Below are 26,028 nucleotides of genomic sequence, written 5' to 3' on the forward strand. Positions count from 1 at the left end.
GGAAAAAGCGGGGCGAGCGTCCGTTAAGCAGGCAGGAAGCGGGGCCGAAAAAAAGTAACAGCTGTTGCGGCACAGAGAAAAAAACAGGAAGCGGTATCGCAACGTTATCCGGCTGGATAAGGTGGCGCGCAGAATGGGCGCCACAGCGGAGTAGTAAAGGCAGCGTTACTGAAAGCGCATAGAAAGATCCAGCGCACGTACGTGCTTGGTGAGTGCGCCAACCGAAATATAATCTACGCCGGTTTCGGCAAAGCTGCGTAGCGTCTGGTCGGTAACATTGCCGGAAACTTCCAGCAGTGCCCGGCTCTGGTTGATTTTTACCGCTTCACGCATCTGCTCAACCGTAAAATTATCCAGCATGACAATGTCAGCTCCGGCCGCCAGCGCCTGCTCCAGTTCATCAAGCGTTTCTACTTCCACTTCAACCGGCACATCGGGATGCAGCCAGAGCGCTTTTTCGACCGCCTGCTGGACAGAGCCGCTGGCAATAATATGGTTTTCTTTAATCAGAAACGCATCGGATAAGCCGAGACGATGATTTTCTCCGCCACCACATAAAACGGCATATTTTAAGGCGGAGCGCAGGCCCGGCAGGGTTTTACGTGTGTCCAGCAGGCGGGTTTGCGTGCCTTCCAGCAGGCTGACATAGCGCTTTACTTCGCTGGCAACGCCGGAAAGGGTTTGCACAAAATTAAGGGCGGTGCGTTCTGCGGTCAGCAGCAGGCGCGCCGGGCCAGAGACCTCAAACAGCGCCTGTCCCGGCTGGATAAGATCGCCATCTTCCACATGCCAGCTCAGGCGCACCTGATTTCCCAGTTGGATAAACACTTCCTCAACCCAGCGTTTACCACAGAAAACGCCCGCTTCTCGCGTAATAACGGTAGCCTGCGCCTGTTTATCGGCGGGCAGCAGTCCGGCAGTAATATCATTATCAGCGTTGACTTCGCCGCCGAGATCTTCCCTGAGTGCCTGCTCTACGCTGGCTGGAATCTCCGCTTCAATACGTGATAACAGCTCTGAACGTCGGCTGTCAGGGTTATAACGTCGCTGTGTCATAAGGCTCCCATAAGAGAATTTAACGGTGCGCCTAATGTAGCCTGAACGACGTAACGGCACCAGAGAAGGGCGAAAAAGTTTAGTGTACTAAACATGTTGAGGTTTTGTTTTTTTAGGGTGGCGCTTTTGTCATCACCAGGGTATTGGTGAACAAACTTGATAGAAAAGGAAGATCTGGATGTTCACTTTAACCCATCCGCAGAAAGGCCTGCCCGTAACAGGCAAAGCGTTGCTAAAGGATGTTTCGTTGCCTGCTCTGGTACTGCATCAGAATGCGCTGGAGCATAACCTGCACTGGATGCAGTCCTTTGCCGACCGGCACGGCGCCGTTCTGGCGTCACATGGCAAAACCACCATGGCACCTGCACTTTTCCATCGCCAGATAGCCGCAGGCGCCTGGGGAATTACGCTCGCCAGCGCCGTACAAAGTGCGGCGGCCAGCAACGCGGGCATCAAGCGCATCCTGATGGCTAACCAGCTGGTGGGACAGGCCAATATGCAGATTGTTGCGGATATGCTGCGCCACGCGGCGCCAGATTTTTACTGTCTGGTCGATAGCGTCGAAAATGTCCGCCAGCTGGGAAAATTCTTTGCTGAACAAAAGCTGACGTTACAGGTACTGCTTGAGCTGGGCGTGGCGAACGGGCGCTGCGGCTGCCGTAGCGATGAGCAAGCGGATGCGGTGATCGCCGCGATACAGGCTGAACCCGCATTAAAGCTCTGTGGCGTAGAGGGTTATGAAGGTGTTATTAGCGGAGAGCAGCCGGAGATTGATCGCTTCATTGCGCGTCTGGTTGCGCTGGCGTTAAGGCTGAAAAACGCGGGCGCCTTTAGCTGCGCGCTACCGCTTATTACCGCGTCCGGCTCCGCCTGGTACGATCGCGTAGCGGCAGCCTTTTCGCAGTCGGCGGCACAGGATACTTTTCTGCGCGTGCTACGCCCCGGCTGTTATGTGGTTCACGATCACGGCATTTATCAACAGGCGCAGCAGGGCGTGCTGGCACGCCAGCCTGAACTGGAAAATGCGTTACGGCCAGCGATGGAAGTATTTGCCTGCGTACAGTCGGTGCCGGAGCCGGGAAGGGTCATCGTCGCGCTGGGCAAACGCGATATTGCGCATGACGATATGCCGGTGCCTCTGCGCGTCTGGCATGAAGGCGACACGCAGCCGCGGGCGCTGGATAAGGACTGGCGCGCCATTAAGCTGATGGATCAGCATCTTTTCTTACAGGGGCCAAAGGAACATGCCCTGCAGCCCGGCGACATCATCGCTTTTGGCGCCTCGCATCCCTGCCTGACTTTCGATAAATGGCGCCATGTCTGTATCGTGGATGAGCAGCTAAGGGTAACCGAGATGTTGGAAACCTGTTTTTAACCTTGGCACAAGGAATGTAAAGAGGGCGACAGATTCATGTTACGCTGTGGAAAAAATGAGGAGATCCTGGCATGGAATTAAAAGATGGCTGGCTGTCAGGTGTTCGCCATGTGCCTTCACCGCATTACAATCTTCGCCCGGAGGAGGAAACTCCCAGCCTGCTGGTGGTACACAATATTAGTTTGCCGCCCGGTGAGTTTGGCGGCCCCTGGATCGACGCGCTGTTTACCGGCACGCTCGATCCTGGCGCGCATCCTTACTTCGCCGAAATTGCACATCTGCGCGTCGCTGCCCACTGCTTGATTCGGCGCGATGGTGAAATCGTACAGTATGTTCCTTTTGATAAGCGCGCCTGGCATGCGGGTGTCTCCTGCTGGCAGGGCCGGGAAAACTGCAATGATTTTTCCATTGGCATTGAGCTGGAAGGTACCGATACGCTGGCCTATACCGATGCGCAGTATCAGGCCTTACAGGCAGTCACGCGTCAGCTGATGCGCGCTTATCCAATTACCCCTGCACAGATTACCGGACACAGTGATATTGCGCCGGAACGTAAAACCGATCCTGGCCCGTCATTTGACTGGGCTCGCTTTCTGCGCGGTCTGCCGGAGGCCGCCAGTTTACATTTACCGGAGCGGAACTGATGACGCTTTTTTCCTTGTTACTGGTTTTAGGTTGGGAACGCCTGTTTAAAATGGGCGAACACTGGCAGCTCGATCATCGGCTGGAGCCATTTTTCCGCCGCCGCCGCCATTTTTCCCTGTGGCGTACCGTCGCCATGACGCTGGTGGTGATGCTACTGGTGTTGGTCATAATCCTGTCGCTGCGCGGATTGTTTTTTGGCCTGGCGCAGCTGCTGTTCTGGATCCTGGTGGGTTTGTTGTGCATTGGCGCAGGCTCGGTGCGTCTGCATTATCATGCCTATCTGAAGGCGGCCAGCCACGGTGATGCTAATGCCTGTAGCGCGATGGCGGAGGAGCTGACGCTGATTCACGGAATGCCGGTAGAATGTAATCAGCAAGAGACGTTAAAGACGCTGCAAAACGCGCTGCTGTGGATCAATTATCGCTATTATCTGGCACCGCTGTTCTGGTTTGTCGTGGGCGGCCCCTATGGTCCGGTCTTGCTTATCGGCTATGCCTTTTTACGTGCCTGGCAAAGCTGGCTGGCAAGGCACCATACGCCGCTGGAGCGCGCGCGTTCCGGCATCGATCGGATTTTGCACTGGGTTGACTGGTTGCCGGTACGGCTGGCTGGCGTGGCCTACGCGCTGCTGGGACATGGTGAAAGGGCGCTGCCCGCCTGGTTTGCCGCATTAAGCGATCTGCGTCGTCCGCAGTATGAGGTGTTAACCCGTCTGGCGCAGTATTCGCTGGAGCGCGATGAGCGGTGGGATAGCGTGGAAACGCCACGGATAGCCGTGGCGCTCGCCAAAAAAGTCTCGCTGGTTATTGTTGTCGCCGTAGCCCTGTTAACTATTTACGGCACGTTGGTTTAACTGCGTATCGGCTGGCGGCACGCCGAAATCGGGCATGCCGTTAGCATCCCAGCGAATAGCTTTAATGCGCGTATGGCGATTCGGATCCCACAGCGGATCGCCTTCAATTTCCGTATAGTTACGCGCGTGATAAACCAACAGATCGTTGCCCGCTTCATCCACCGTAAAGCTGTTGTGACCCGGCCCATACTGACGATTTTCCCAGCTGGTGGTAAATACCGGGCGGGCAGATTTATTCCAGTGGTTGGGCTGCATCGGATCGTCATCCACGTCGATCCATAACAGTCCCAGACAGTAGTTCTCGTCGGTGGCGCTGGCGGAATAGCTGACGAATAGCCGGTTGCCGTGACGAATGACCGCTGGACCTTCATTAACGCTAAAGCCCGCGCATTCCCATTCATATTCCGGTCGGCTAAGCATGACCGGCTTGCCTTTCAGCGTCCATGGGTTTTCCAGCTCCGCCAGATAAAGGTTTGAGTTGCCGGGAATCGCTGGATCTTTTTGCGCCCACAGATACCACTGCTTACCCTGATGGCGGAAGGTGGTGGCATCAAGCGCGAAGCTGTCGATCGGGGTCTGAATACGGCCCCGTTCCTGCCAGTTGCCCGTTAAGGGATCGGCGTCGTCGCAGGTCAGCGCGTACATGCGATGCTGGAACAAACCTTCTTTGATCTCCCGCGTTGGCGCTGCCGCAAAATAGATCACCCACTGACCATCAATATGGTGAATCTCCGGCGCCCAGATCAGAGCGCTCATCGGGCCGACATCGGGTTTGCGCCAGATCACTGCCGCTTCCGCCTGCGCCAGGCCGATAATCGTATCGGCGCAGCGCAGTTCAAGACGATCGTATTCAGGAACCGAAGCGATAAAGTAGTAGCGATCCTGATAGCGTAAAATAAAGGGATCCGCGCGCTGTTCAATTAACGGATTGGGCCACTGAGTCATCATGCCGTTCCTTCTGGTTTAATATCAAAAGAGTTGCCTTCGCGCAGCGCGCTCAGCTCACGATAATTTTCCCGCCGCTTCGCCAAATCCTGCTGAATGGTTTGCATCAGGTGGCGATCGACTTTCAACAGTCGTACCACGCCAGCGGTAATTAAATAACCGATGCCGGGAATCACGGTAAACAGCAGCACGATACCGTTCAGGGCGCTGTCGCCTTGCTGTTTCGCGCCGGCATCATAGCCGTAAAACGAGAGCAGGAAACCGACCATCGCGCCCGCTACCGCCAGGCCGACTTTCAGGAAGAACAGGTTGCCGGAGAAGCTGATGCCGGTAATACGCTTGCCGGTTTTCCATTCGCCGTAGTCGTCCACGTCCGCCATCAGCGACCAGTGCAGCGGGGAGGGGATCTGGTGCAGAATATTCAACAGGAAATACATCACGGTCACCAGCACCGTGGCCTGCGGATTGAGGAAGTAAAAGCCGCAAGAGAAGATAGCCAGCGCGATATTGGTCCAGAAGAAGACCTTCAATTTACACCAGCGATCGGTCAACACTTTCGCCAGCGTACTGCCAATCATCATGCCTACCACGCCCAGGCTGATAAACAGCGTGGCGAAATGGGTGGTCTGTCCCATTACCCAGGTTACGTAATACATGGTCGCCGCCATGCGAATAAAGCCGGGGCAGACATTGCAAAAGGTCAGCAGCAGAATGCGCACCCACTGGTCGTTTTTCCATACGTCGCGCAGATCGTTTTTTAAATCATCATTGCTGGGAACGGCAGGGCGGATACGTTCGCGCACCGTTGCGAAGCAGTAAAGGAACATCAGCAGCCCAATAACTGCCATCACGCCCATTGCCATCTGGTAGCCGCGCGCACGATCGCCGCCGCCAAACCATTCGGTCATCGGCAACAGCGTCAGCGACAGAATCAGCGTAGCGATGCCAACCATCACAAAACGATAAGATTGACAGGAGACGCGCTCGTGCGGATCGTTAGTAATCACGCCACCCAGCGAACAGTAAGGAATATTAATAGCGGTATAGGCCAGCGACATCAGGAAGTAGGTTACAAAGGCGTAGATGACTTTGTATTCGTAACTCCAGTTCGGCGTGGTAAACATCAGTACGCTGAATACAACGTAGGGAACCGAAACCCACAGCAGCCATGGACGGAACCGTCCCCAACGGCTTTGCGTGCGATCGGCAATCGCGCCCATAATGGGATCGGTTACCGCATCCAGTACGCGAACCGAAAGCAGCAGAACCCCAACCAGCGCCGGAGCCAGGCCAAATACGTCGGTATAGAAGTAGTTAAGGAACAGCATAATGGCGCCGCCAATCATATTACATCCGGCGTCGCCCATGCCGTAACCCAGCTTTTCTTTAAAGGAAAGCGCAGAGCCTTTCATCATCTTATTCTCCCACTGAGCAGTGGAATGATTATTACGGCTTATCGATCTGCAGTGCTAATACAGGTTGGTCATCCAGATGGACAAAACAACTGCGAAGAAAAAAATGTGAAGAGGATAACTATTACTTAGGGAGAAAACCGGGCGCGTTAACGCCCGGTAAGCGGTCAGGTACGTTGAGAACGTTTTTTGATAGCGTAGCCGATGGCCAGCACCACCAGCCAGACCGGAATCAGCCAGACGGAAATCGCCATACCCGGCGTCATCAGCATAATCACCAGGATCGCGGCCAGAAAGGCCAGGCAGATCCAGTTGCCTGCCGGATAGAGAACCGCGCGGAAACGGGTCTGGATGCCCTGATGATCCTTCGCTTTACGGAACTTCAGGTGCGCCAGGCTGATCATCGCCCAGTTAATCACCAGCGCGGAGACCACCAGCGCCATCAACAGGCCAAAGGCTTCACCCGGCATCAGGTAGTTAATCAGGACGCAGATAGCGGTCGCCAGCGCTGAGACACCCAGTGCCACATAGGGAACGCCACGGCGATCGACCTTCAGCAGCGCCTGCGGGCCGCTGCCCTGTTTCGCCAGGCCGTAGAGCATACGGCTGTTGCTGTAAACGCAGCTGTTATACACCGACAGTGCCGCCGTCAGGAACACTACGTTCAGCACATTCGCCACCAGCGTTTCGCCGAGGTCGTGGAAAATCATCACGAACGGGCTGCTTTCGCCAACCACCTTAACCCACGGATAGAGCGACAGCAGCACCGCCAGCGAACCGATATAAAAAATCAGGATGCGCCAGATAACCTGATTGGTGGCGCGCGTGATACTTTTACCCGGATCGTCCGCTTCGGCGGCGGTGATACCTACCAGTTCCAGGCCGCCGAAGGAGAACATGATAACCGCCATCGCCATTACCAGGCCGCTAATGCCGTGCGGGAAAAAGCCGCCCTGCGCCCAGATATTGCTGACCGAAGCTTCCGGGCCGCCGTGACCGCTCAGCAGCAGCCAGCCGCCAAACACAATCATGCCGACCACCGCGATAACTTTTATAATCGCGAACCAGAACTCCATCTCGCCATAGACTTTAACGTTGGTCAGGTTGATGGCGTTAATCAGTACGAAAAATAGCGCGGCGGTGGCCCATGAAGGGAACTCCGGCCACCAGACCTGCACATATTTGCCGACGGCAGTAAGCTCCGCCATTGCTACCAGCACGTAGAGAACCCAATAGTTCCAGCCGGAGGCGAAACCGGCAAAATTGCCCCAGTATTTATAGGCAAAGTGGCTGAACGATCCGGCGACCGGCTCCTCTACCACCATTTCGCCCAGCTGACGCATAATCAGAAAAGCGATAAAGCCGCCGATAGCATAACCCAGCAATACCGAAGGGCCGGCCATCTGTATGGTTTGTCCAATTCCCAGAAACAGGCCGGTGCCGACGGCGCCGCCTAATGCAATCAACTGAATATGGCGGTTTTTTAAGCCGCGCTTCAGCGTCTCGCCCTGCTGTTGTTCCATAAAAACCCTCGAGTTAGTTCTTTCGCCTTCCCTGAAGAGTTGGCGCAATAGTGCTGCGAACGGGCGGTACGCTTGTCTGTGTGCCGTTACGCTTGCTGTATTGATTATTTTACACTTAGGGCCGCTGCAAATTAGGCGCAACGCTACCCTGACGCCAAGAATAGTGGTAAGCGCAGACGAATGCACCTGCTTTCTCCGCCAGGCTACAGCAGCGCTTAAAAAACGCTGACGCCGTCACGCCAATTTTCTTTTTTGTGCCATGTAATTCGAATAAAGACGAATAGGTTTCCCTTATGGCGTAAAGTGAGATGCCGGTCTAACCTCGTGTAAGACTTAATGAAAATTGGCGGCTAAAATTCACGTTTATCCCGAAATAGCGCATTTTCATAGTTATTTTGGGGTATTTCTGGCCGTAAAACGCAGGGAGGTTCTGGCGAATGCCATATAGACACAAGGTGAATACTTTGTTACTTTAACGTCACTTTTTTTAAATTGGTATTACCAATTTACTTCGGCGCCTGGCAGAAGAAGGGACAATGGCCTACAGCAAGATTCGCCAACCAAAGCTCTCCGATGCAATTGAGCAGCAGCTTGAGTCTCTGATTATGGAGGGCACGCTGCGTCCGGGTGAAAAGCTTCTCCCGGAGCGTGAACTCGCTAAGCAGTTTGATGTTTCTCGCCCCTCTTTGCGCGAAGCCATTCAGCGTCTGGAAGCGAAAGGGCTGCTGCTACGTCGTCAGGGCGGCGGCACCTTTGTCCAGAAAAGCCTCTGGCAGAGTCTGAGCGATCCTCTGGTGGCGTTACTCGCCGACCATCCCGAATCCCAGTTTGACCTGTTGGAAACCCGCCATGCGCTTGAAGGTATTGCTGCTTATTATGCCGCGCTGCGCGGAACCGAAGAGGATTTGCAGCGCATACGCGACTGCCATCTGGCGATTCAGCATGCGCAGCAGAGTGGCGATCTTGATGCCGAAGCGGATGCGGTTATGCAGTATCAGATTGCCGTAACAGAGGCGGCGCATAATGTGGTGCTGCTGCATTTGCTGCGATCCATGGGGCCGATGCTGGAACAGAACGTTCGACAAAATTTTGAATTGCTTTACTCACGCCGGGAAATGCTGGCACAGGTGAGCAGTCATCGCGCCAGTATTTTTGAGGCGATTGTTGCCCGCGAACCGGAAAAGGCGCGCGAAGCTTCACACCGTCATCTGGCGTTTATTGAGGAGATATTGCTGGACAGAAGTCGGGAGCAGACGCGTCGTGAACGCTCCCTGCGTCGTTTACAGCAACGTAAGGAATAACGCGTAAACTTATAACCATAACTTTTGTGTGGTGATCGGTTGCGCGTCACCGGTAGCGCGGCGGTTCCGCATTAGCGGACAGCGGCGGTATGGAAGGCGCGACAGTCGGCGGCATACAGAAGAAGAGATACGCGGCAACTAACGACGGGCCTGTCTCCTTGCATTTTGCAATGAAACAGAATGCAGGGAGACAGGCTCCAGACAATTCAACGTATTAGACACAGATAAGGAATACCCCCATGTCAGAACGTTTACATAATGACGTGGATCCGATCGAAACCCGCGACTGGCTACAGGCGATCGAATCGGTCATCCGTGAAGAAGGTGTTGAGCGTGCGCAGTTCCTGATCGATCAGGTGCTGAACGAAGCGCGCAAAGGCGGCGTGAAAGTCGCTGCAGGCTCTGCTGTCAGCAACTACATTAACTCTATCGCCGTTGAAGACGAGCCGGATTATCCGGGCAATGCCTCTCTGGAGCGTCGTATCCGTTCCGCAATTCGCTGGAACGCCATGATGGCGGTACTGCGTGCGTCGAAAAAAGATCTGGAGCTGGGCGGTCACCTCTCATCTTTCCAGTCCTCTGCGACCATTTATGAAGTCTGCTTCAACCATTTCTTCCGCGCGCGTAATGATAAAGACGGCGGCGATCTGGTTTACTTCCAGGGCCATATTTCTCCGGGCGTTTACTCACGTGCGTTCCTTGAAGGCCGTTTGACCGAAGAGCAGATGAACAACTTCCGTCAGGAAGTGCATGGCAACGGTCTCTCTTCTTATCCGCATCCCAAACTGATGCCGGACTTCTGGCAGTTCCCGACCGTTTCTATGGGCCTTGGCCCGCTGTCGGCGATCTATCAGGCGAAATTCCTGAAATATCTGGAACACCGTGGCCTGAAAGATACCTCCGCGCAGACCGTTTACGCTTTCCTTGGCGATGGCGAAATGGACGAGCCGGAATCTAAAGGCGCCATCACCATCGCAACGCGCGAGAAGCTGGACAACCTGGTATTCATCATCAACTGTAACCTGCAGCGTCTGGATGGTCCGGTTACCGGCAACGGTAAGATCATCAACGAGCTGGAAGGCATCTTTGGCGGCGCAGGCTGGGAAGTGATCAAGGTGATCTGGGGCAGCCGTTGGGACGAACTGCTGCGTAAAGATACCAGCGGTAAGCTGATCCAGCTGATGAACGAAACCGTTGACGGCGACTATCAGACCTTCAAATCCCGTAACGGCGCCTACGTGCGTGAACACTTCTTCGGTAAATACCCGGAAACCGCTGAGCTGGTGAAAGATATGTCCGACGACGAGATCTTCGCCCTGAACCGTGGCGGTCACGATCCGAAGAAAATCTACGCGGCGCTGAAAAAAGCACAGGAAACCAAAGGCAAGCCGGTGGTGATCCTGGCGCATACCATCAAAGGCTATGGTATGGGCGACACGGCGGAAGGCAAAAACATCGCGCACCAGGTGAAGAAAATGAACATGGACGGCGTTCGCTATGTTCGCGATCGCTTCAATGTGCCGGTAGCCGATGAAAACCTGGAAAAACTGCCGTACGTGACCTTTGAAGAAGGTTCGGAAGAGTATACCTATCTGCATGGCCAGCGTCAGAAGCTGGGCGGCTATCTGCCAAGCCGTCAGCCGAACTTCAGTGAGAAGCTGGAGCTGCCAAGCCTGGAAGATTTCGCACCGCTGCTGGAAGAGCAGAACAAAGAGATCTCTACCACCATCGCTTTCGTGCGTGCCCTGAACGTGATGCTGAAGAACAAGTCGATCAAAGATCGTCTGGTGCCGATCATCGCGGACGAAGCGCGTACCTTCGGTATGGAAGGTCTGTTCCGTCAAATCGGTATTTACAGCCCGAACGGCCAGCAGTACACGCCGCAGGACCGTGAGCAGGTGGCTTACTATAAAGAAGATGAGAAGGGTCAGATTCTTCAGGAAGGGATTAACGAGCTGGGTGCAGGCGCATCCTGGCTGGCTGCTGCGACCTCTTACAGCACCAACAACCTGCCGATGATCCCGTTCTATATCTACTATTCTATGTTCGGCTTCCAGCGTATCGGCGATCTCTGCTGGGCGGCGGGCGACCAGCAGGCGCGCGGCTTCCTGGTCGGCGGTACCTCCGGTCGTACCACGCTGAACGGCGAAGGTCTGCAGCACGAAGATGGTCACAGCCATATCCAGGCGCTGACCATCCCGAACTGTATCTCTTACGATCCGGCTTACGCCTATGAAGTGGCGGTGATCATGCAGGATGGCCTGATGCGCATGTACGGCGAAGCGCAGGAAAACATCTATTACTACATCACCACGCTGAACGAAAACTATCACATGCCGGCGATGCCGCAGGGCGCAGAAGAAGGTATCCGTAAAGGTATCTACAAGCTGGAAACCCTGGAAGGCAGCAAAGGCAAAGTGCAGCTGCTGGGCTCCGGCGCTATCCTGCGTCACGTGCGTGAAGCGGCAGAAATCCTGGCGAAAGACTACGGCATCGGTTCTGACGTCTACAGTGTGACCTCCTTCACCGAACTGGCGCGTGATGGCCAGGATTGCGAACGCTGGAACATGCTGCATCCGACAGAAGAAGCGCGCGTGCCTTACATCGCTCAGGTGATGAACGAAGCGCCTGCCGTCGCCTCTACCGACTACATGAAACTGTTTGCTGAACAGGTTCGCAGCTATATTCCGGCCAGCGATTATCGTGTACTGGGCACCGACGGCTTTGGCCGCTCTGACAGCCGTGAAAACCTGCGTCACCACTTTGAAGTGGATGCATCTTACGTAGTGGTAGCAGCGCTGGGCGAACTGGCTAAACGCGGCGAAGTCGATAAGAAAGTAGTGGCCGATGCCATTGCCAAATTCAATATCGATGCAGATAAAGTCAACCCGCGTCTGGCATAAGAGGTAAAGATTAATGGCTATCGAAATCAAAGTACCGGACATCGGCGCAGATGAAGTTGAAGTGACCGAAATTCTGGTAAAGGTCGGCGACAAAGTAGAAGCAGAGCAGTCGCTGATTACCGTAGAAGGTGACAAAGCCTCGATGGAAGTACCTTCGCCGCAGGCGGGCGTGGTAAAAGAGATCAAAATCACTACCGGCGATAAAGTTGAAACCGGCTCACTGATTATGATTTTTGACGCAGAGGGCGCAGCACAAGCGGCGCCAGCCCCGGCTGCTGAGCAGAAAGCGGAGGCGCAGCCTGCGCCAGCCGCTGCGGCTGAAAGCAAAGACGTTAACGTACCGGACATCGGCAGCGACGAAGTTGAAGTGACTGAGATTCTGGTAAAAGTTGGCGACAAAGTTGAAGCAGAGCAGTCGCTGATCACTGTGGAAGGCGACAAAGCCTCCATGGAAGTACCGGCGCCGTTTGCGGGTACGGTGAAAGAGATCAAAATCAACACCGGCGACAAAGTCAGCACCGGCTCGCTGATTATGGTGTTCGAAACTGCCGCTTCCGGCGGTGGTGCCGCGCCTAAACCGCAGGTGAAAGAGGAAGCGGCCAGCGCGCCGGCGACCTCTGGCGGTTCAGCCACCAAAGAAGTGAACGTACCGGATATCGGCGGCGACGAAGTTGAAGTGACCGAGATTCTGGTTAAAGCTGGCGACAAAGTGACTGCTGAGCAGTCGCTGATCACTGTTGAAGGCGACAAAGCTTCAATGGAAGTGCCGGCACCGTTCGCCGGTACGGTGAAAGAGATCAAAATCAACACCGGTGACAAAGTCAGCACCGGCTCGCTGATTATGCTGTTTGAAGTGGAAGGCGCCGCGCCTGCCGCTGCACCTGCTGCGGAAAAAGCGGCACCGGCCGCACAGCCTGAGAAAGCAGCTCCGGCTACGGCGGCTTCTGCACCAGCGAAAGCCGCCGGTAAAGATGATTTCACCGAGAACGATGCCTACGTTCACGCCACGCCGGTTATCCGTCGTCTGGCGCGTGAATTTGGCGTTAATCTGGCGAAAGTCAAAGGCACCGGTCGTAAAGGCCGTATCCTGAAAGAAGACGTTCAGGCCTATGTGAAAGATGCGGTGAAACGTGCTGAATCCGCACCGGCTGCCGCCGCAGGTGGCGGTCTGCCGGGCATGCTGCCGTGGCCGAAGGTGGACTTCAGCAAGTTTGGTGAAGTGGAAGAAGTTGAGCTGGGTCGTATCCAGAAAATCTCTGGTGCTAACCTGAGCCGTAACTGGGTGATGATCCCGCACGTTACGCACTTTGACAAAACCGACATCACCGATCTGGAAGCGTTCCGTAAGCAGCAGAACGCCGAAGCTGAAAAGCGTAAGCTGGATGTGAAGATCACCCCGGTTGTCTTCATCATGAAAGCTGTTGCTGCCGCGCTGGAGCAGATGCCACGCTTTAACAGCTCGTTGTCCGAAGATGGTCAGAAGCTGACGCTGAAGAAATATATCAACATCGGCGTGGCGGTAGATACGCCGAACGGCCTGGTGGTTCCGGTATTCAAGGATGTGAACAAGAAAGGCATCGTTGAACTGTCTCGTGAACTGATGACCATCTCCAAAAAAGCGCGTGATGGCAAGCTGACCGCTGGCGAAATGCAGGGCGGCTGCTTTACCATCTCCAGCATCGGCGGCCTGGGTACCACCCACTTCGCGCCGATCGTTAACGCGCCGGAAGTGGCTATCCTCGGCGTTTCCAAGTCTTCGATGGAACCGGTCTGGAATGGTAAAGAGTTCGTACCGCGTCTGATGCTGCCGATCTCTCTCTCCTTCGACCACCGCGTGATCGATGGCGCTGATGGTGCGCGTTTCATCACCATCATCAACAACACGTTGAGCGACATCCGCCGTCTGGTGATGTAATAAAAATAAAGGCCGACGAATGTCGGCCTTTTTACAGGTCTGTTTATCGCTGCTTAACCGGCCTGAAATACGGGAAATGGGATCTACGGAGCCGAAGCGGTTTGCAGTCTGTTAACAATTCTGTAAACTCTTGCGGTGAACGCGTCCCGGTGGATGAAGGGCGTACTGTGAATCAGGTAAGTGACGTCTGACCCGCCGGATAGTCAATTAAGAGGTCATGATGAGTACAGAGATTAAAACCCAGGTCGTTGTGCTTGGGGCAGGTCCTGCGGGCTACTCCGCAGCCTTTCGTTGCGCGGATTTAGGTCTGGAGACCGTACTGGTAGAGCGTTACAGCACCCTGGGCGGTGTTTGTCTTAACGTTGGCTGTATCCCTTCAAAAGCGCTGCTGCACGTGGCTAAAGTTATCGAAGAAGCGAAAGCGTTGGCCGAACACGGCATCGTTTTCGGTGAGCCGAAAACTGACATTGACAAGATCCGTACCTGGAAAGAGAAAGTCATCAACCAGCTGACCGGCGGTCTGTCCGGTATGGCGAAGGGCCGTAAGGTCAAAGTTGTTAACGGATTGGGTAAATTTACCGGCGCGAACACCCTGGTTGTTGAAGGCGAAAACGGCGCGACCACCATCAACTTTGATAACGCGATTATTGCAGCGGGTTCACGTCCGATTCAGCTGCCGTTCATTCCTCACGAAGATTCGCGCGTGTGGGATTCCACCGCAGCGCTGGAACTGAAAGAAGTACCGAAACGCATGCTGGTGATGGGCGGTGGAATTATCGGTCTGGAAATGGGCACCGTGTATCACGCGCTGGGTTCAGAGATTGACGTGGTTGAGATGTTCGACCAGGTGATCCCGGCTGCCGATAAAGATGTCGTGAAAGTGTTCACCAAACGCATCAGCAAGAAATTCAACCTGATGCTGGAAACCAAAGTAACCGCGGTTGAAGCTAAAGAAGACGGCATCTACGTTTCGATGGAAGGCAAAAAAGCGCCTGCCGAAGCGCAGCGTTATGACGCCGTACTGGTGGCGATCGGTCGCGTACCGAACGGTAAAAACCTCGACGCTGGCAAAGCGGGCGTGGAAGTGGACGACCGTGGCTTTATCCGCGTTGATAAGCAGATGCGCACTAATGTGCCGCACATCTATGCGATTGGCGACATCGTCGGTCAGCCGATGCTGGCGCACAAAGGCGTGCATGAAGGCCACGTAGCGGCAGAAGTTATCGCCGGTAAGAAACATTACTTCGATCCGAAAGTTATCCCGTCAATCGCCTACACCGAGCCGGAAGTGGCATGGGTTGGCCTGACCGAGAAAGAAGCGAAAGAAAAAGGCATCAGCTATGAAACCGCCACCTTCCCGTGGGCAGCGTCAGGCCGTGCTATTGCTTCTGACTGCGCAGACGGTATGACCAAGCTGATTTTCGATAAAGAGACGCATCGCGTGATCGGCGGCGCCATTGTGGGCACCAACGGCGGCGAGCTGCTGGGCGAAATTGGCCTGGCGATCGAAATGGGCTGCGATGCGGAAGACATCGCGCTGACCATTCATGCGCACCCGACGCTGCATGAATCTGTTGGCCTGGCGGCGGAAATCTTTGAAGGAAGCATTACCGACCTGCCAAACCCGAAAGCGAAGAAAAAATAACGCCTTCGCATAAAAGCGGCTCCGAAAGGGGCCGTTTTTTATTGGATAAAATAGAGGCGGAGATGGTTTTCTCCGTCGCGTTTATGCTGTGATAAAACGACAGCAGCTGGTGGGTGGACGCCGGTTTGTTATGCGTCAGATAGTTTTAAATCAAGCAAGTAGCCATGCTTACAATGATAAAATGAGCCGGTAGATTTTTGTGGATTGTTTTTTTATTTTAATATCAGTGAGATAAATTTAGGGTGTTCCCCGCGCCAGCGGGGATAAACCGGCGTATTCTTTCGGCGGCGCGACGGCATAGTTGTGTTCCCCGCGCCAGCGGGGATAAACCGTCAGGCGCGGTTTCGCAGGCCTTTACCATGTAGTGTTCCCCGCGCCAGCGGGGATAAACCGGTCCTTAAATTAAATACTGTATAAATATACATGTGTTCCCCGCGCCAGCGGGGATAAACCGCAGCCAGATAAATTAAATACTCATCCGCTAAAAAGTTTTCTAACAGCCTGTTTATTATCAACTAAGCTATTAATCAGACTTGGCCATAAACCCTGTATCAGCATGAAGGCGATATTTAAAAAATGGCCTCTGACTTTTTATTTTCATTTGGCTGATTTTATTGAGGGGTATTAATTAATTCAGGGGTGTTTCTGTTTGTTCTTTAATGTGAAAATGCATTAAAAAATGATTTTATTTATTTCTTGCTGCTGCAGATTGTGCTGGTCTCAATATTATAAAAGTTGATAAATATTTCCTGGAGTCGCAATAATTATCAAACATCTTTTTTGTTACTTCGCTCTGACATAAATCTTATTGATATAAGACAAAACTATTATTTTTTAGCCATAACGTTTTAACATCGATGATCTATAATTTACCCGTTAACCAAGAGGAGTAAATTTTATGAGCTTCGATAAACATGATTTAAACGGCCTGGTAGGTAAACATCTGGTTTATACCTATGATAATGGCTGGAACTATGAAATTTACTTCAAAAATAATGAAACCATCGATTATCGCATTCACAGCGGCCTGGTCGGCAATCGTTGGGTGAAAGATCAGCATGTTTACCTGGCGCGTCTCGCCAGCGACGTTTACAAAATTTCCTGGACGGAGCCAACCGGCACCGACGTTAGCCTGAGTGTGAACCTTGCCGATAAGGTGTTTCACGGCACCATCTTTTTCCCGCGTTGGGTAATGAACAATCCGGAAAAAACCGTCTGCTTCCAGAACGAACACCTTGATGAGATGGCCAGCTATCGCGAAGCAGGCCCAGCCTATCCAACAGAAGTGATCGATGAATACGCCACGCTGACCTTTATCCGCGACGTGGGCGAAAACGATGACAGCGTGATTAACTGCCCGGCCAGTGAACTGCCCGCAAACTTTCCTGAAAACTTGAAATAAGCGGAGCGCAGGATGCAGCCTGAACTGGAATTCAGTTTTGCCGTTGAGATTGAGGTTGACGCGCCGATTATGGTCAACCGTACGCCGGAAGGCGGCAAGCGTCAGCTTATCCCCATTCGGGGCGGCCTTGTCAGCGGCCAGCTTGAAGGTCAGGTGATGCCAGGCGGAGTCGATAGCCAGATTATCCGCGCGGACGGGCTATGCGAGTTATCGGCTCGCTACGCCATTCGCACCACGTCGGATCACACGTTTTATATTGAAAACAACGGTATCCGCCGCCTGCCTGCGCAATGGCGCGAGGCGCTGTTTGGCGATGATATGGCCTTTTTTAATCAAATCCCGGCAGCGGAGATTTATTTTCGCGCCACGCCGCGTTTTGAGATCTATCATCCGGCGCTTAGCTGGCTTAGGGAAAATATCTTTATCTGTAGCGGCGAACGCAGCGAACAAGGCGTATCGCTGAAATTTTACCGCGTATTGTAAACACGCTGTGTGAAAAAACCGGCCTGGCGTATAAAAGCCAGGCCGGTTTTCTTTTGGTCATTTAATGGCATTTGCTATTTTCCATGCCGCTGCTGGCAAGAAAAACGTGGCAGGGCATGCCGCAGAGGCAAATCCTGCCGACGAAAGTTTCAGAACCATTGCCCGTAACGACGAATATAAAGCGTTTTAACGCTCTGGCTGAGCAGGCAATAGCCCAGCAGTGTGGCAATCAGCCACGGGAAATAGCTCATGGGCAGCGCCTGTAAGCCAAAAGCGGCAGCCAGCGGAGAGAAGGGCAGCACCACGCCAATAATCACCACCGCTAACGTTGTCAGCATAATCGGCCAGCTGGCCCACGCCTGCACAAAAGGAATATGGCGCGTACGCAGCATATGCACCACCAACGTTTGGGACAGCAATCCCTCAATAAACCAGCCGGACTGGAACAGCGCCTGATGTTCACTGCTGTTGGCGCCGAAAATATGCCACATCAGCGCAAAAGTGGTGATGTCGAAAATGGAAGAGAGCGGCCCCATCCACAGCATAAAGCGGCCAATATTACGTGCATCCCATTTACGCGGGCGCTGCAGGAAAGATTTATCCATGCGATCCCAGGGAAGCGCCAGCTGAGCAATATCGTAAATCAGATTCTGCAGCAGTAACTGTACCGCCAGCATCGGCAAAAAGGGAATAAAGGCGCTGGCCACCAGCACGGAAAATACGTTACCGAAATTAGAGCTGGCGGTGATATTCAGATACTTAATGATATTGCCGAAGGTCTGACGTCCGGTGACGACGCCCTGTTCCAGCACCAGCAGGCTTTTTTCCAGCAGAATAATGCCAGCGGCCTGTTTGGCAATATCGCTGGCGCTGTCCACAGAGATGCCGACGTCGGCGGCGCGCAGCGCGGCGGCATCATTAATGCCGTCGCCAAGGAAGCCAACGGTATGGCCCTGCTGTTGCAACAGACCTACCACGCGCGCCTTTTGCGCTGGGGTCAGGCGGGCAAACAGCGTATGCTGCGTTACCCGTTGCGCCAGCTGCGCATCGTCGAGCTGTTCGATCTTTTCGCCGAGCAACGGCTCGCCAGCCTCCAGCCCAACGTCGCGACAAATTTTCATACTGATCAGCGAATTGTCGCCGGTCAGCACCTTAATCTGGACGCCTTTCTCCTGCAGCGCCCGTACCGCCTCCGCCGCACTCTCTTTGGCCGGATCGAGGAAGGTCAGCATGCCGTACAGCGTTAAATCACGCTCATCTTCATTAGTCAGACGCTGATACCAGCCGGTGGTGCCGTTGTTGCGCTTGCCGATCAGCAGCACGCGATAGCCTTCCTGGTTCAGTTGTGCCGCCCGCGCACGCAGCGCATCACGCCATTCATCATTTAACGGCAGGCGCTGCCCGTTAACATGCAGATGAGTGGAAACCATCAGCATCTCATCCAGCGCGCCTTTACAAATCAGATGGTGCTGGCCCTGTTGGTCGGCAACGATCACTGACAGGCGACGGCGTTCAAAATCAAACGGTAGCTCAGCGACTTTCCGCCATTGCTGCGGCAGATCCTGACGATATCGCGCAAATTCCAGCACTGCGCGATCCATCAGATTTTTATGGCCGCTCTGGTGCGTACTGTTCAGCCACGCCAGCTTCAGCACTTCATCATCGCTGTTGCCCTGCAAATCAAAATGGTGCGCCAGCGCAATATGATCTTCCGTTAGCGTCCCGGTTTTATCGGTGCAAAGAACATCCATCGCACCCAGGTTCTGAATCGCTTCCAGACGTTTTACCACCACTTTCCGCCGCGCCATGGCGATCGCGCCTTTTGCCAGATTAGTGCTGACAATCATCGGCAGCATTTCCGGCGTCAGGCCAACTGCTACCGCCAGCGCAAACAGCGTGGCGTCCAGCCAGTCGCCTTTGGTAAAACCGTTCAGCAGCAATACAACCGGCACCATCAGCGCCATAAAGCGGATCAGCAGCCAGCTGACGCTGTTCACGCCGCGATCGAAAGCGGTAGGCGTGCGCTGTCCAACCAGCTTGCGCGCCAGCGAGCCGAACCAGGTGCTGTTGCCGGTAGCGACCACCACCGCCTGCGCGGTACCGCTCACGACGTGCGTGCCCATCAGACAGACGGATGGGGCCTCGAACAGCGCGGTTTCGCTGAGCGGCTGCGCCAGATTTTCCGTTCGCAGCTGACAGGATTTTTCCACCGGCAGCGCTTCGCCGGAAAGCGCGGACTGACTAATCAGCAGATCGCGCGCGGAGATCAGCTTAATGTCCGCCGGAATGACGTCGCCTGCGGCAATCAGAATAATGTCGCCGGGCACCAAATCCTGTTGGGCGACATCCACCACTTCCGGCTCGGCGTCCTGCGTTTTACGACGCAGCACGCTGACGCGGGTGGTCACCAGCGAACGCAGCGCATCCGCCGCCTTATTGGTACGAAACTCCTGCCAGAAGCGCAGCAGGGCGCTGAGCAGCACCATTGTCAGCATAATGACGACGCCGGTCAGATCGGTCTCATCTCCCTGACGCAGCGGCAGCCAGTAATCAGTGAAAAAGCTAATTGTCGTCAGCCCCAGCAGCACATAAATAAAGGGATTATTAAACGCCTGAAGCAGCTGGCAGAGTGGATGTGGCGCTTGTTCATTTGCCACCTGATTGACGCCGTAGCGTGCCAGACGTTCGCTGGCCTGCTGTTGAGTTAAGCCGGATTCGCTGCTTTGCAGACGTTGCAGCGTGGTGGTGGCCTGGACGTGGGCTTCATCGCCGATAGCCCAACGTTGTTGAGCAGCGGCAGAGCGCTGGCGTGCAGCCGGCGCCAGATTGATCATCTGAGTCATCTCAGTTACTCCGAAAATTGCGCAGCCGGATCTCTCTCATGACGAGATCGCGGCAAAAATATGAGATGGCGTTGCAGAGGAGAGAAGCGGGTTATTCAGTCCTTACGCAACGCGGTTTACGTTGCATACAAGGGGGTGCGTCCATGACGTCTCCTTAACCGCCCGGCGGCGATAACAAATCGGGGATAGCTGTACAGCAGACAGCGTGAAGCGAGCCGTTACGTTAAACACGCAATGGCGAAAAGAGGGTCAGGATCGGCCTGGAGGAAAAAGGGAGTGGCGATATATCAACATCGGTTTCATCTCTCTTGTTAATAAGGAGCAGACGAACCGGAAGGATCGCTGCCTGCCAGGTGGCAAGCGGCTTTGCTTGCCTGCTAAATCGAGTGAGTAAGCAAAAAAGTTCTCCTGATAACAGTCGGCGCTGAGTATAAAGAGGATTGCGAATCGGGTAAATTCAACTCCATCAATATTCCCTAAACGGCAAAGCTATTTATTTACTTAACAAAACCGCGCTAACTATAAATTATCTTTATCGTTAAAAAGTTTAAAAAAACGCTGCTGCACGCGCTGCGCCTAGGAAACGAGTTTGATAAATAATGTTGCTTTTTTGTAAACGCATTAACAAGTGAAGTAAATCCTGCTATGCTGGCCGACGCGAAACCGGACACCTTACCCTACATAAGCATCCAACAGATCGCCGTGAAAAAAGGTGGCCGGAAAGCCCAATACAATGAGAGCGAGGAGAACGTCGTGCTAGATGAATACCGTAAGCACGTTGCCGAGCGTGCCGCCCAGGGAATTGTGCCTAAACCTTTAGATGCTTCCCAAATGGCCGCGCTGGTTGAACTGCTGAAAAACCCTCCTGTGGGTGAAGAAGAATTCCTGTCCGATCTGTTAATTAATCGCGTGCCGCCGGGTGTTGATGAAGCGGCCTATGTTAAAGCCGGTTTCCTGGCTGCCATCGCCAAAGGCGAAACGACCTCTCCTCTGGTAACACCCGAAAAAGCGATCGAACTGCTTGGCACCATGCAGGGCGGCTATAACATTCATCCGCTGATCGATGCGCTGGATGATGCGAAGCTGGCGCCCATCGCGGCGAAGGCGCTGTGCAATACGCTGCTGATGTTCGATAACTTCTACGATGTGGAAGAGAAAGCGAAAGCGGGCAACCCGCACGCGCAGCAGGTAATGCAGTCCTGGGCCAATGCCGAATGGTATCTGAACCGCCCGGCGCTGGCAGAAAAAATTACCGTAACGGTCTTCAAAGTTACCGGCGAAACCAACACCGACGATCTCTCTCCGGCGCCGGATGCCTGGTCGCGTCCTGATATTCCGCTGCACGCGCTGGCGATGCTGAAAAACGCCCGTGAAGGCATTGAGCCGGACGAGCCGGGCAACGTTGGCCCGATCAAGCAGATTGAAGCGCTGCAGGCGAAAGGTTTCCCGCTGGCTTACGTCGGCGACGTTGTGGGCACCGGTTCTTCACGTAAATCCGCTACCAACTCGGTGCTGTGGTTTATGGGCGACGACATCCCTTACGTGCCGAACAAAAAAGGCGGCGGCGTAGTGCTGGGCGGCAAAATCGCGCCAATTTTCTTTAACACCATGGAAGATGCCGGCGCGCTGCCGATCGAAGTGGATGTGAATAACCTGAATATGGGCGATGTGATCGACATTTACCCGTACAAAGGGGAAGTGCGCAATCACGAAACCGGCGAACTGCTGGCTGAATTCGCGCTGAAAACCGACGTGATTCTGGATGAAGTGCGCGCTGGTGGCCGTATTCCGCTGATTATCGGTCGCGGTCTGACTACCAAAGCGCGCGAGTCGCTGGGCCTGCCGCACAGCGATGTGTTCCGTCAGGCGAAAGATGTGGCGCAAAGTACGCGCGGCTTCTCGCTGGCGCAGAAAATGGTAGGCCGCGCCTGTGGCGTCGCTGGCATTCGTCCGGGCCAGTACTGCGAGCCGAAGATGACCTCTGTCGGTTCTCAGGACACCACCGGTCCGATGACGCGCGATGAACTGAAAGATCTGGCTTGCCTCGGCTTCTCCGCTGATTTGGTGATGCAGTCGTTCTGTCATACCGCCGCCTATCCGAAGCCGGTTGATGTGCAGACGCACCATACGCTGCCGGATTTTATTATGAACCGTGGCGGCGTCTCGCTGCGTCCGGGTGACGGCATTATTCACAGCTGGCTGAACCGTATGCTGCTGCCGGATACCGTCGGCACCGGCGGCGACTCCCATACCCGTTTCCCGATCGGCATCTCTTTTCCGGCGGGTTCTGGTCTGGTGGCCTTTGCCGCTGCGACCGGCGTCATGCCGCTGGATATGCCGGAGTCGGTGCTGGTGCGCTTTAAAGGCAAAATGCAGCCGGGCATCACCCTGCGCGATCTGGTGCATGCGATCCCTTATTACGCGATTAAGCAGGGACTGCTGACCGTTGAGAAGAAAGGCAAGAAAAACATCTTCTCTGGCCGCATTCTGGAGATCGAAGGTCTGCCGGATCTGAAAGTCGAGCAGGCGTTTGAGCTGTCCGATGCCTCCGCTGAGCGTTCCGCTGCCGGTTGTACCATCAAGCTGGATAAAGCGCCGATCATTGAATACCTGAATTCCAACATCGTCCTGCTGAAATGGATGATCGCGGAAGGTTACGGCGATCGCCGTACGCTGGAGCGTCGTATTCAGGGCATGGAGAAATGGCTGGCCGATCCGCAACTGATGGAAGCCGATGCCGATGCGGAATACGCAGCGGTTATCGAAATCGATCTGGCGGAAATCAACGAGCCAATCCTGTGTGCGCCGAACGATCCTGATGATGCGCGCCTGCTGTCAGAAGTGCAGAACGAGAAGATCGATGAGGTCTTTATCGGTTCCTGTATGACTAATATCGGTCACTTCCGTGCGGCAGGTAAACTGCTGGACAGCCATAAAGGCCAGTTGCCGACCCGCCTGTGGGTTGCGCCGCCGACCAAAATGGATGCCGCGCAGCTAACGGAAGAAGGTTACTACAGCGTGTTTGGTAAGAGCGGCGCGCGCATTGAGATCCCTGGCTGTTCGCTCTGTATGGGCAACCAGGCGCGCGTTGCCGATGGCGCAACCGTGGTTTCTACCTCGACGCGTAACTTCCCGAACCGCCTGGGCACCGGCGCTGATGTCTATCTGGCTTCTGCGGAACTGGCTGCGGTAGCATCGCTGCTGGGCCGTCTGCCGACGCCGGATGAGTATCAGCAGTTTATGTCTCAGGTGGATAAAACCGCGGTGGATACCTATCGCTACCTGAACTTCAATCAGCTGAATCAGTACACCGATAAAGCGAAAGAGGTGATTTTCCAGACCGCGGTCTGATAAATCCTCTGTAGCTGCATTAAAGGGCGGAGCTTTCCGCCCTTTTTTACGCCTGTCACCCCGACGCAGGCGCTGCTTTTCCGCTTCCGGGCTGCGATAATACGCGCTGTGCGGTCAGAAAATGACGAGAAACGGCGCACGCATGCGTTGAGGTTGAGGGCAGTAAGATGGAATATGAATTTTTACGCGACGTTACCGGCCAGGTAAAGGTGCGAATGAGTATGGGCCATGAGGCGGTCGGCCACTGGTTCAACGAAGAGGTAAAAGGCGACATGGCGCTGCTGGATGAGGTGGAAGCGGCGATGCAGCAGGTCAAGGGCAGCGAACGAGAATGGCAGCGTCAGGGACATGAATACACGCTTTCGCTGAATGGCGAAGATGTAATGATCCGCGCCAATCAGCTCGCCTTTGATACGGATGAGCTGGAGGAAGGCATGAGCTACTACGACGAAGAGAGCCTGTCGTTCTGCGGTATGGAAGATTTCCTCGCGGTGATCGCCGCTTACCGCGCCTTTATGCAGGGGCGCTAAGTCTGCCCGGCGAACCTTGCCGCCGCGCCCGCCAGTGTGAAAGGCAAAGAGAAAACAAGCCCGCGTGCTGCTGACGCGGGCTTTTCTGTTGCAGCGCGGTGGGTTAGCTAAGTGAGGCGCCGCCGCATATGGCGATCTCCTGACCGGTAATAGCGGCGGCGGCGGGAGAGAGCAGAAAGCTGGTCAGCGCCGCCACCTCCTCCGGCTGAATATAGCGGCCGATTGGCGGCAGCTTTGGCGGCGAGCTTTCGCGGCCGGGGCCGTCCAGCATCGGCGTGGCCGTCGCGCCGGGTGCGACCACGTTAACGGTAATGCCGCGCGGCGCAAGCTCCGCCGCCCAGCTGCGCGCCATACCGACCAGCGCCGCCTTGGTGCTGACGTACTGACTGCGGCCCGCCGCGCCGCGCGAGGTGCGGCTGCCAATCAAAATAATGCGACCATTAACAGGCAACGTCGATGCCAGCCGGTTAGCGATGGTTTCTGCCACCTGAACATGCAGATGCCACAGCCGCTGGCTAATCTCGCTATCCAGCGCGCCCAGCGTGGCGGCCTGCATCATTCCGGCGGCATGCACAAAGGCATCGACCGGCGGCAGCGCATCCAGCACGACCGCCAGCGCCTGCCCATCAAACAGATCGACGGCTATCATGCGCAGCGCCGGATGAGAAGCGCCAGCCGCCGAGCGGCTGAGTCCGGTGACCTGCCAGCCTTCGCGCAGCAGCCGCTCAACAATCGCACGGCCGATGCCGGAGCTGGCGCCGGTTACCAGCGCATGACGGTTCATGGTGCCCTCCGCAGCATCTCAACCGGTACTTTAAATACCGCCTTGCGCACGCGCGCCGGCCGATCGTTGACCGCACACAATGCCTGATGCGCCTCGCCGGGAGCAAAAACCGCGAAATCACCCGCGCGAAGATGCAGCTGTTGACGAAGCTGCGGTTGCGCGACGATCCAGAGGTCGGGCTTGCGCTCTTCCGCCGCCGTGTCGCGCGCATCAACGACGTCATAGCGAATGATCTCTTCACCCGTCAGTACCACCTGAATGTCGAGCCAGCGCCGGTGATATTCCGTGTGGCGCGTTGCCATTGGCGCGGTGTCGCTGTCGGTGATAGTGCAAAACCAGTCTGCGCCTTTGGGGTGCCAGCGCCCGTCGGGTGCCGCCCGCAGTGCCTCCAGCGTGCATTCCGGCCGCGCCAGCAGGGCGTAAAGCTCTTCCGGCAGCGTCGCCAGCGCCAGACACTGCAAATTGCCTGTTATCATCATTCCTCCTTGCTTTCGCCGTTAGCCAGTCACCCAGCTCTCATCCACGCGCGCATATTTAATCGCCTGACGATGCCAGGTCCAGGCGATATGCAGCTTGCCATCCGGACCCTGTTTGATGCTGGGATAAGAGAGTTCGCGATTCAGCTTTTGCTGCGAATTATTGGTCATGCAGTAGCCGTCACCTTCTTCCAGATTACGCTGCCACGGCCAGCTTCGGCCTCCGTCTTTGGAAATTGCCAGCGTCATTGGCGCGCGCGGCGCGCCCCAGAAGGCGGTGCGGCCATCATTATTTGTCGGATGGGTGGCCACCGCTATTGCCTCTTCCTCGTCCTCAATTTCGTCATACAGTGAAGCGCGGCGTTCGCTGGCGCCTTCAGCGCTCATATTGTTAAACACCAGCGCCAGATCGCCATTCGCCAGCGTTGTCACCTGGATGGAGGAGTTGTTATTAGGCAGGCTGGTGGGCTGCGGCGCGCTCCAGCTTTGGCCGCCGTCCAGCGAGCGGCTCTGCCAGATAAAATCCGCCCAGCGGCTGCGATAGAGCGCCAGCAGCGTGCCATCCTTCAGGAGCGTAATATTCATA

Annotated in this window: 19 protein-coding genes and 1 CRISPR repeat array; of the genes, 11 read left to right on the forward strand and 8 right to left on the reverse strand. The window is 55.0% G+C overall.

Annotated elements, in window-relative coordinates; genetic code table 11:
• Positions 1-165: 165 nt before the first annotated feature.
• Positions 166-1,056: a carboxylating nicotinate-nucleotide diphosphorylase gene (gene nadC / locus P3C52_RS08495; RefSeq protein WP_275554579.1), complete on the reverse strand. Its 891-nt coding sequence runs from the start codon at positions 1,054-1,056 to the stop codon at positions 166-168.
• 178 nt (positions 1,057-1,234) lie between these two features.
• Between nadC and P3C52_RS08500 the strand changes: the two genes are divergently transcribed.
• The 3 genes from P3C52_RS08500 (at position 1,235) to ampE (ending at position 3,929) form a co-directional block, all read left to right on the forward strand.
• Entirely contained in the window at positions 1,235-2,431 is a 1,197-nt protein-coding gene (locus P3C52_RS08500; RefSeq protein ID WP_275554580.1) for an amino acid deaminase, read from the forward strand.
• A 71-nt stretch (positions 2,432-2,502) separates the two neighbouring features.
• Positions 2,503-3,075 carry a 1,6-anhydro-N-acetylmuramyl-L-alanine amidase AmpD gene (gene ampD / locus P3C52_RS08505; RefSeq protein ID WP_275554581.1) on the forward strand — a complete coding sequence of 191 codons (573 nt, stop codon included), beginning with the start codon at positions 2,503-2,505 and terminating at the stop codon, positions 3,073-3,075.
• Positions 3,075-3,929: a beta-lactamase regulator AmpE gene (gene ampE, locus P3C52_RS08510; RefSeq protein ID WP_275554582.1), complete on the forward strand. Its 855-nt coding sequence runs from the start codon at positions 3,075-3,077 to the stop codon at positions 3,927-3,929. The genes ampD and ampE overlap by 1 nt, the downstream gene beginning before the upstream one ends.
• On the opposite strand, the gene P3C52_RS08515 is transcribed toward ampE, so the two are convergent.
• The 3 genes from P3C52_RS08515 to P3C52_RS08525 all read right to left on the reverse strand — a co-directional run bounded on the left by P3C52_RS08515 (position 3,903) and on the right by P3C52_RS08525 (position 7,809).
• Positions 3,903-4,874, reverse strand: a complete 972-nt coding sequence (locus tag P3C52_RS08515) for a family 43 glycosylhydrolase (RefSeq protein WP_275554603.1) — start codon at positions 4,872-4,874, stop codon at positions 3,903-3,905. The two genes, ampE and P3C52_RS08515, sit on opposite strands and share 27 nt — an antisense overlap.
• Entirely contained in the window at positions 4,874-6,286 is a 1,413-nt protein-coding gene (locus tag P3C52_RS08520; RefSeq protein ID WP_275554604.1) for an MFS transporter, read from the reverse strand. The genes P3C52_RS08515 and P3C52_RS08520 overlap by 1 nt, the downstream gene beginning before the upstream one ends.
• A gap of 167 nt (positions 6,287-6,453) precedes the next feature.
• A complete protein-coding gene (locus P3C52_RS08525; protein WP_275554583.1) occupies positions 6,454-7,809 on the reverse strand; it encodes an amino acid permease in 1,356 nt (451 codons plus the stop codon).
• A gap of 536 nt (positions 7,810-8,345) precedes the next feature.
• Here P3C52_RS08525 and pdhR point away from each other — a divergent pair.
• The 6 genes from pdhR to P3C52_RS08555 all read left to right on the forward strand — a co-directional run bounded on the left by pdhR (position 8,346) and on the right by P3C52_RS08555 (position 17,458).
• Positions 8,346-9,110 carry a pyruvate dehydrogenase complex transcriptional repressor PdhR gene (gene pdhR, locus P3C52_RS08530; protein WP_275554584.1) on the forward strand — a complete coding sequence of 255 codons (765 nt, stop codon included), beginning with the start codon at positions 8,346-8,348 and terminating at the stop codon, positions 9,108-9,110.
• Positions 9,111-9,349: 239 nt separating this feature from the next.
• Positions 9,350-12,013: a pyruvate dehydrogenase (acetyl-transferring), homodimeric type gene (gene aceE / locus P3C52_RS08535; RefSeq protein ID WP_275554585.1), complete on the forward strand. Its 2,664-nt coding sequence runs from the start codon at positions 9,350-9,352 to the stop codon at positions 12,011-12,013.
• A 13-nt stretch (positions 12,014-12,026) separates the two neighbouring features.
• Entirely contained in the window at positions 12,027-13,928 is a 1,902-nt protein-coding gene (gene aceF, locus P3C52_RS08540; RefSeq protein ID WP_275554586.1) for a pyruvate dehydrogenase complex dihydrolipoyllysine-residue acetyltransferase, read from the forward strand.
• Positions 13,929-14,148: 220 nt separating this feature from the next.
• Entirely contained in the window at positions 14,149-15,573 is a 1,425-nt protein-coding gene (gene lpdA / locus P3C52_RS08545) for a dihydrolipoyl dehydrogenase (protein ID WP_275554587.1), read from the forward strand.
• 242 nt (positions 15,574-15,815) lie between these two features.
• Positions 15,816-16,027: a CRISPR direct-repeat array (repeat unit 29 nt; unit sequence GTGTTCCCCGCGCCAGCGGGGATAAACCG).
• 444 nt (positions 16,028-16,471) lie between these two features.
• Positions 16,472-16,975 carry a phenolic acid decarboxylase gene (locus tag P3C52_RS08550; protein ID WP_275554588.1) on the forward strand — a complete coding sequence of 168 codons (504 nt, stop codon included), beginning with the start codon at positions 16,472-16,474 and terminating at the stop codon, positions 16,973-16,975.
• Between the two features lie 12 nt (positions 16,976-16,987).
• Complete coding sequence (locus P3C52_RS08555; RefSeq protein WP_275554589.1) at positions 16,988-17,458, forward strand: DUF3237 domain-containing protein; 471 nt, start codon at positions 16,988-16,990, stop codon at positions 17,456-17,458.
• 149 nt (positions 17,459-17,607) lie between these two features.
• Here the strand turns inward: P3C52_RS08555 and mgtA are convergent, their stop codons facing one another.
• Positions 17,608-20,301 carry a magnesium-translocating P-type ATPase gene (gene mgtA / locus P3C52_RS08560; RefSeq protein ID WP_275554590.1) on the reverse strand — a complete coding sequence of 898 codons (2,694 nt, stop codon included), beginning with the start codon at positions 20,299-20,301 and terminating at the stop codon, positions 17,608-17,610.
• A 753-nt stretch (positions 20,302-21,054) separates the two neighbouring features.
• Here mgtA and acnB point away from each other — a divergent pair.
• Positions 21,055-23,652 carry a bifunctional aconitate hydratase 2/2-methylisocitrate dehydratase gene (acnB, locus tag P3C52_RS08565; protein ID WP_275554591.1) on the forward strand — a complete coding sequence of 866 codons (2,598 nt, stop codon included), beginning with the start codon at positions 21,055-21,057 and terminating at the stop codon, positions 23,650-23,652.
• A gap of 167 nt (positions 23,653-23,819) precedes the next feature.
• Positions 23,820-24,182, forward strand: coding sequence for a protein YacL (gene yacL / locus P3C52_RS08570; protein ID WP_275554592.1), 363 nt, complete (start codon positions 23,820-23,822; stop codon positions 24,180-24,182).
• 103 nt (positions 24,183-24,285) lie between these two features.
• On the opposite strand, the gene P3C52_RS08575 is transcribed toward yacL, so the two are convergent.
• The 3 genes from P3C52_RS08575 to P3C52_RS08585 all read right to left on the reverse strand — a co-directional run.
• Positions 24,286-24,966, reverse strand: a complete 681-nt coding sequence (locus P3C52_RS08575; RefSeq protein ID WP_275554593.1) for an SDR family oxidoreductase — start codon at positions 24,964-24,966, stop codon at positions 24,286-24,288.
• Positions 24,963-25,442, reverse strand: coding sequence for a YhcH/YjgK/YiaL family protein (locus tag P3C52_RS08580; protein WP_275554594.1), 480 nt, complete (start codon positions 25,440-25,442; stop codon positions 24,963-24,965). Before P3C52_RS08580 ends, P3C52_RS08575 begins: the two co-directional genes overlap by 4 nt.
• Positions 25,443-25,463: 21 nt before the next feature.
• On the reverse strand, positions 25,464-26,028 hold a 565-nt coding region (locus tag P3C52_RS08585), incomplete at its 5' end, for an exo-alpha-sialidase (RefSeq protein ID WP_275554595.1).

It is taken from the genome of Mixta sp. Marseille-Q2659, from assembly GCF_940807255.1.
In the GTDB taxonomy this organism is placed as follows: Bacteria; Pseudomonadota; Gammaproteobacteria; order Enterobacterales; family Enterobacteriaceae; genus Mixta.

Coding starts and splice junctions, on each gene's coding strand:
- aceF (WP_275554586.1), top strand. CDS start 12,027: ATGGCTATCGAAATCAAAGTACCGGACATCGGCGCAGATGAAGTTGAA.
- mgtA (WP_275554590.1), bottom strand. CDS start 20,301: ATGACTCAGATGATCAATCTGGCGCCGGCTGCACGCCAGCGCTCTGCC.
- aceE (WP_275554585.1), top strand. CDS start 9,350: ATGTCAGAACGTTTACATAATGACGTGGATCCGATCGAAACCCGCGAC.
- lpdA (WP_275554587.1), top strand. CDS start 14,149: ATGAGTACAGAGATTAAAACCCAGGTCGTTGTGCTTGGGGCAGGTCCT.
- P3C52_RS08550 (WP_275554588.1), top strand. CDS start 16,472: ATGAGCTTCGATAAACATGATTTAAACGGCCTGGTAGGTAAACATCTG.
- P3C52_RS08500 (WP_275554580.1), top strand. CDS start 1,235: ATGTTCACTTTAACCCATCCGCAGAAAGGCCTGCCCGTAACAGGCAAA.
- P3C52_RS08580 (WP_275554594.1), bottom strand. CDS start 25,442: ATGATAACAGGCAATTTGCAGTGTCTGGCGCTGGCGACGCTGCCGGAA.
- yacL (WP_275554592.1), top strand. CDS start 23,820: ATGGAATATGAATTTTTACGCGACGTTACCGGCCAGGTAAAGGTGCGA.
- ampD (WP_275554581.1), top strand. CDS start 2,503: ATGGAATTAAAAGATGGCTGGCTGTCAGGTGTTCGCCATGTGCCTTCA.
- P3C52_RS08555 (WP_275554589.1), top strand. CDS start 16,988: ATGCAGCCTGAACTGGAATTCAGTTTTGCCGTTGAGATTGAGGTTGAC.
- ampE (WP_275554582.1), top strand. CDS start 3,075: ATGACGCTTTTTTCCTTGTTACTGGTTTTAGGTTGGGAACGCCTGTTT.
- P3C52_RS08525 (WP_275554583.1), bottom strand. CDS start 7,809: ATGGAACAACAGCAGGGCGAGACGCTGAAGCGCGGCTTAAAAAACCGC.
- P3C52_RS08575 (WP_275554593.1), bottom strand. CDS start 24,966: ATGAACCGTCATGCGCTGGTAACCGGCGCCAGCTCCGGCATCGGCCGT.
- pdhR (WP_275554584.1), top strand. CDS start 8,346: ATGGCCTACAGCAAGATTCGCCAACCAAAGCTCTCCGATGCAATTGAG.
- nadC (WP_275554579.1), bottom strand. CDS start 1,056: ATGACACAGCGACGTTATAACCCTGACAGCCGACGTTCAGAGCTGTTA.
- P3C52_RS08515 (WP_275554603.1), bottom strand. CDS start 4,874: ATGACTCAGTGGCCCAATCCGTTAATTGAACAGCGCGCGGATCCCTTT.
- P3C52_RS08520 (WP_275554604.1), bottom strand. CDS start 6,286: ATGAAAGGCTCTGCGCTTTCCTTTAAAGAAAAGCTGGGTTACGGCATG.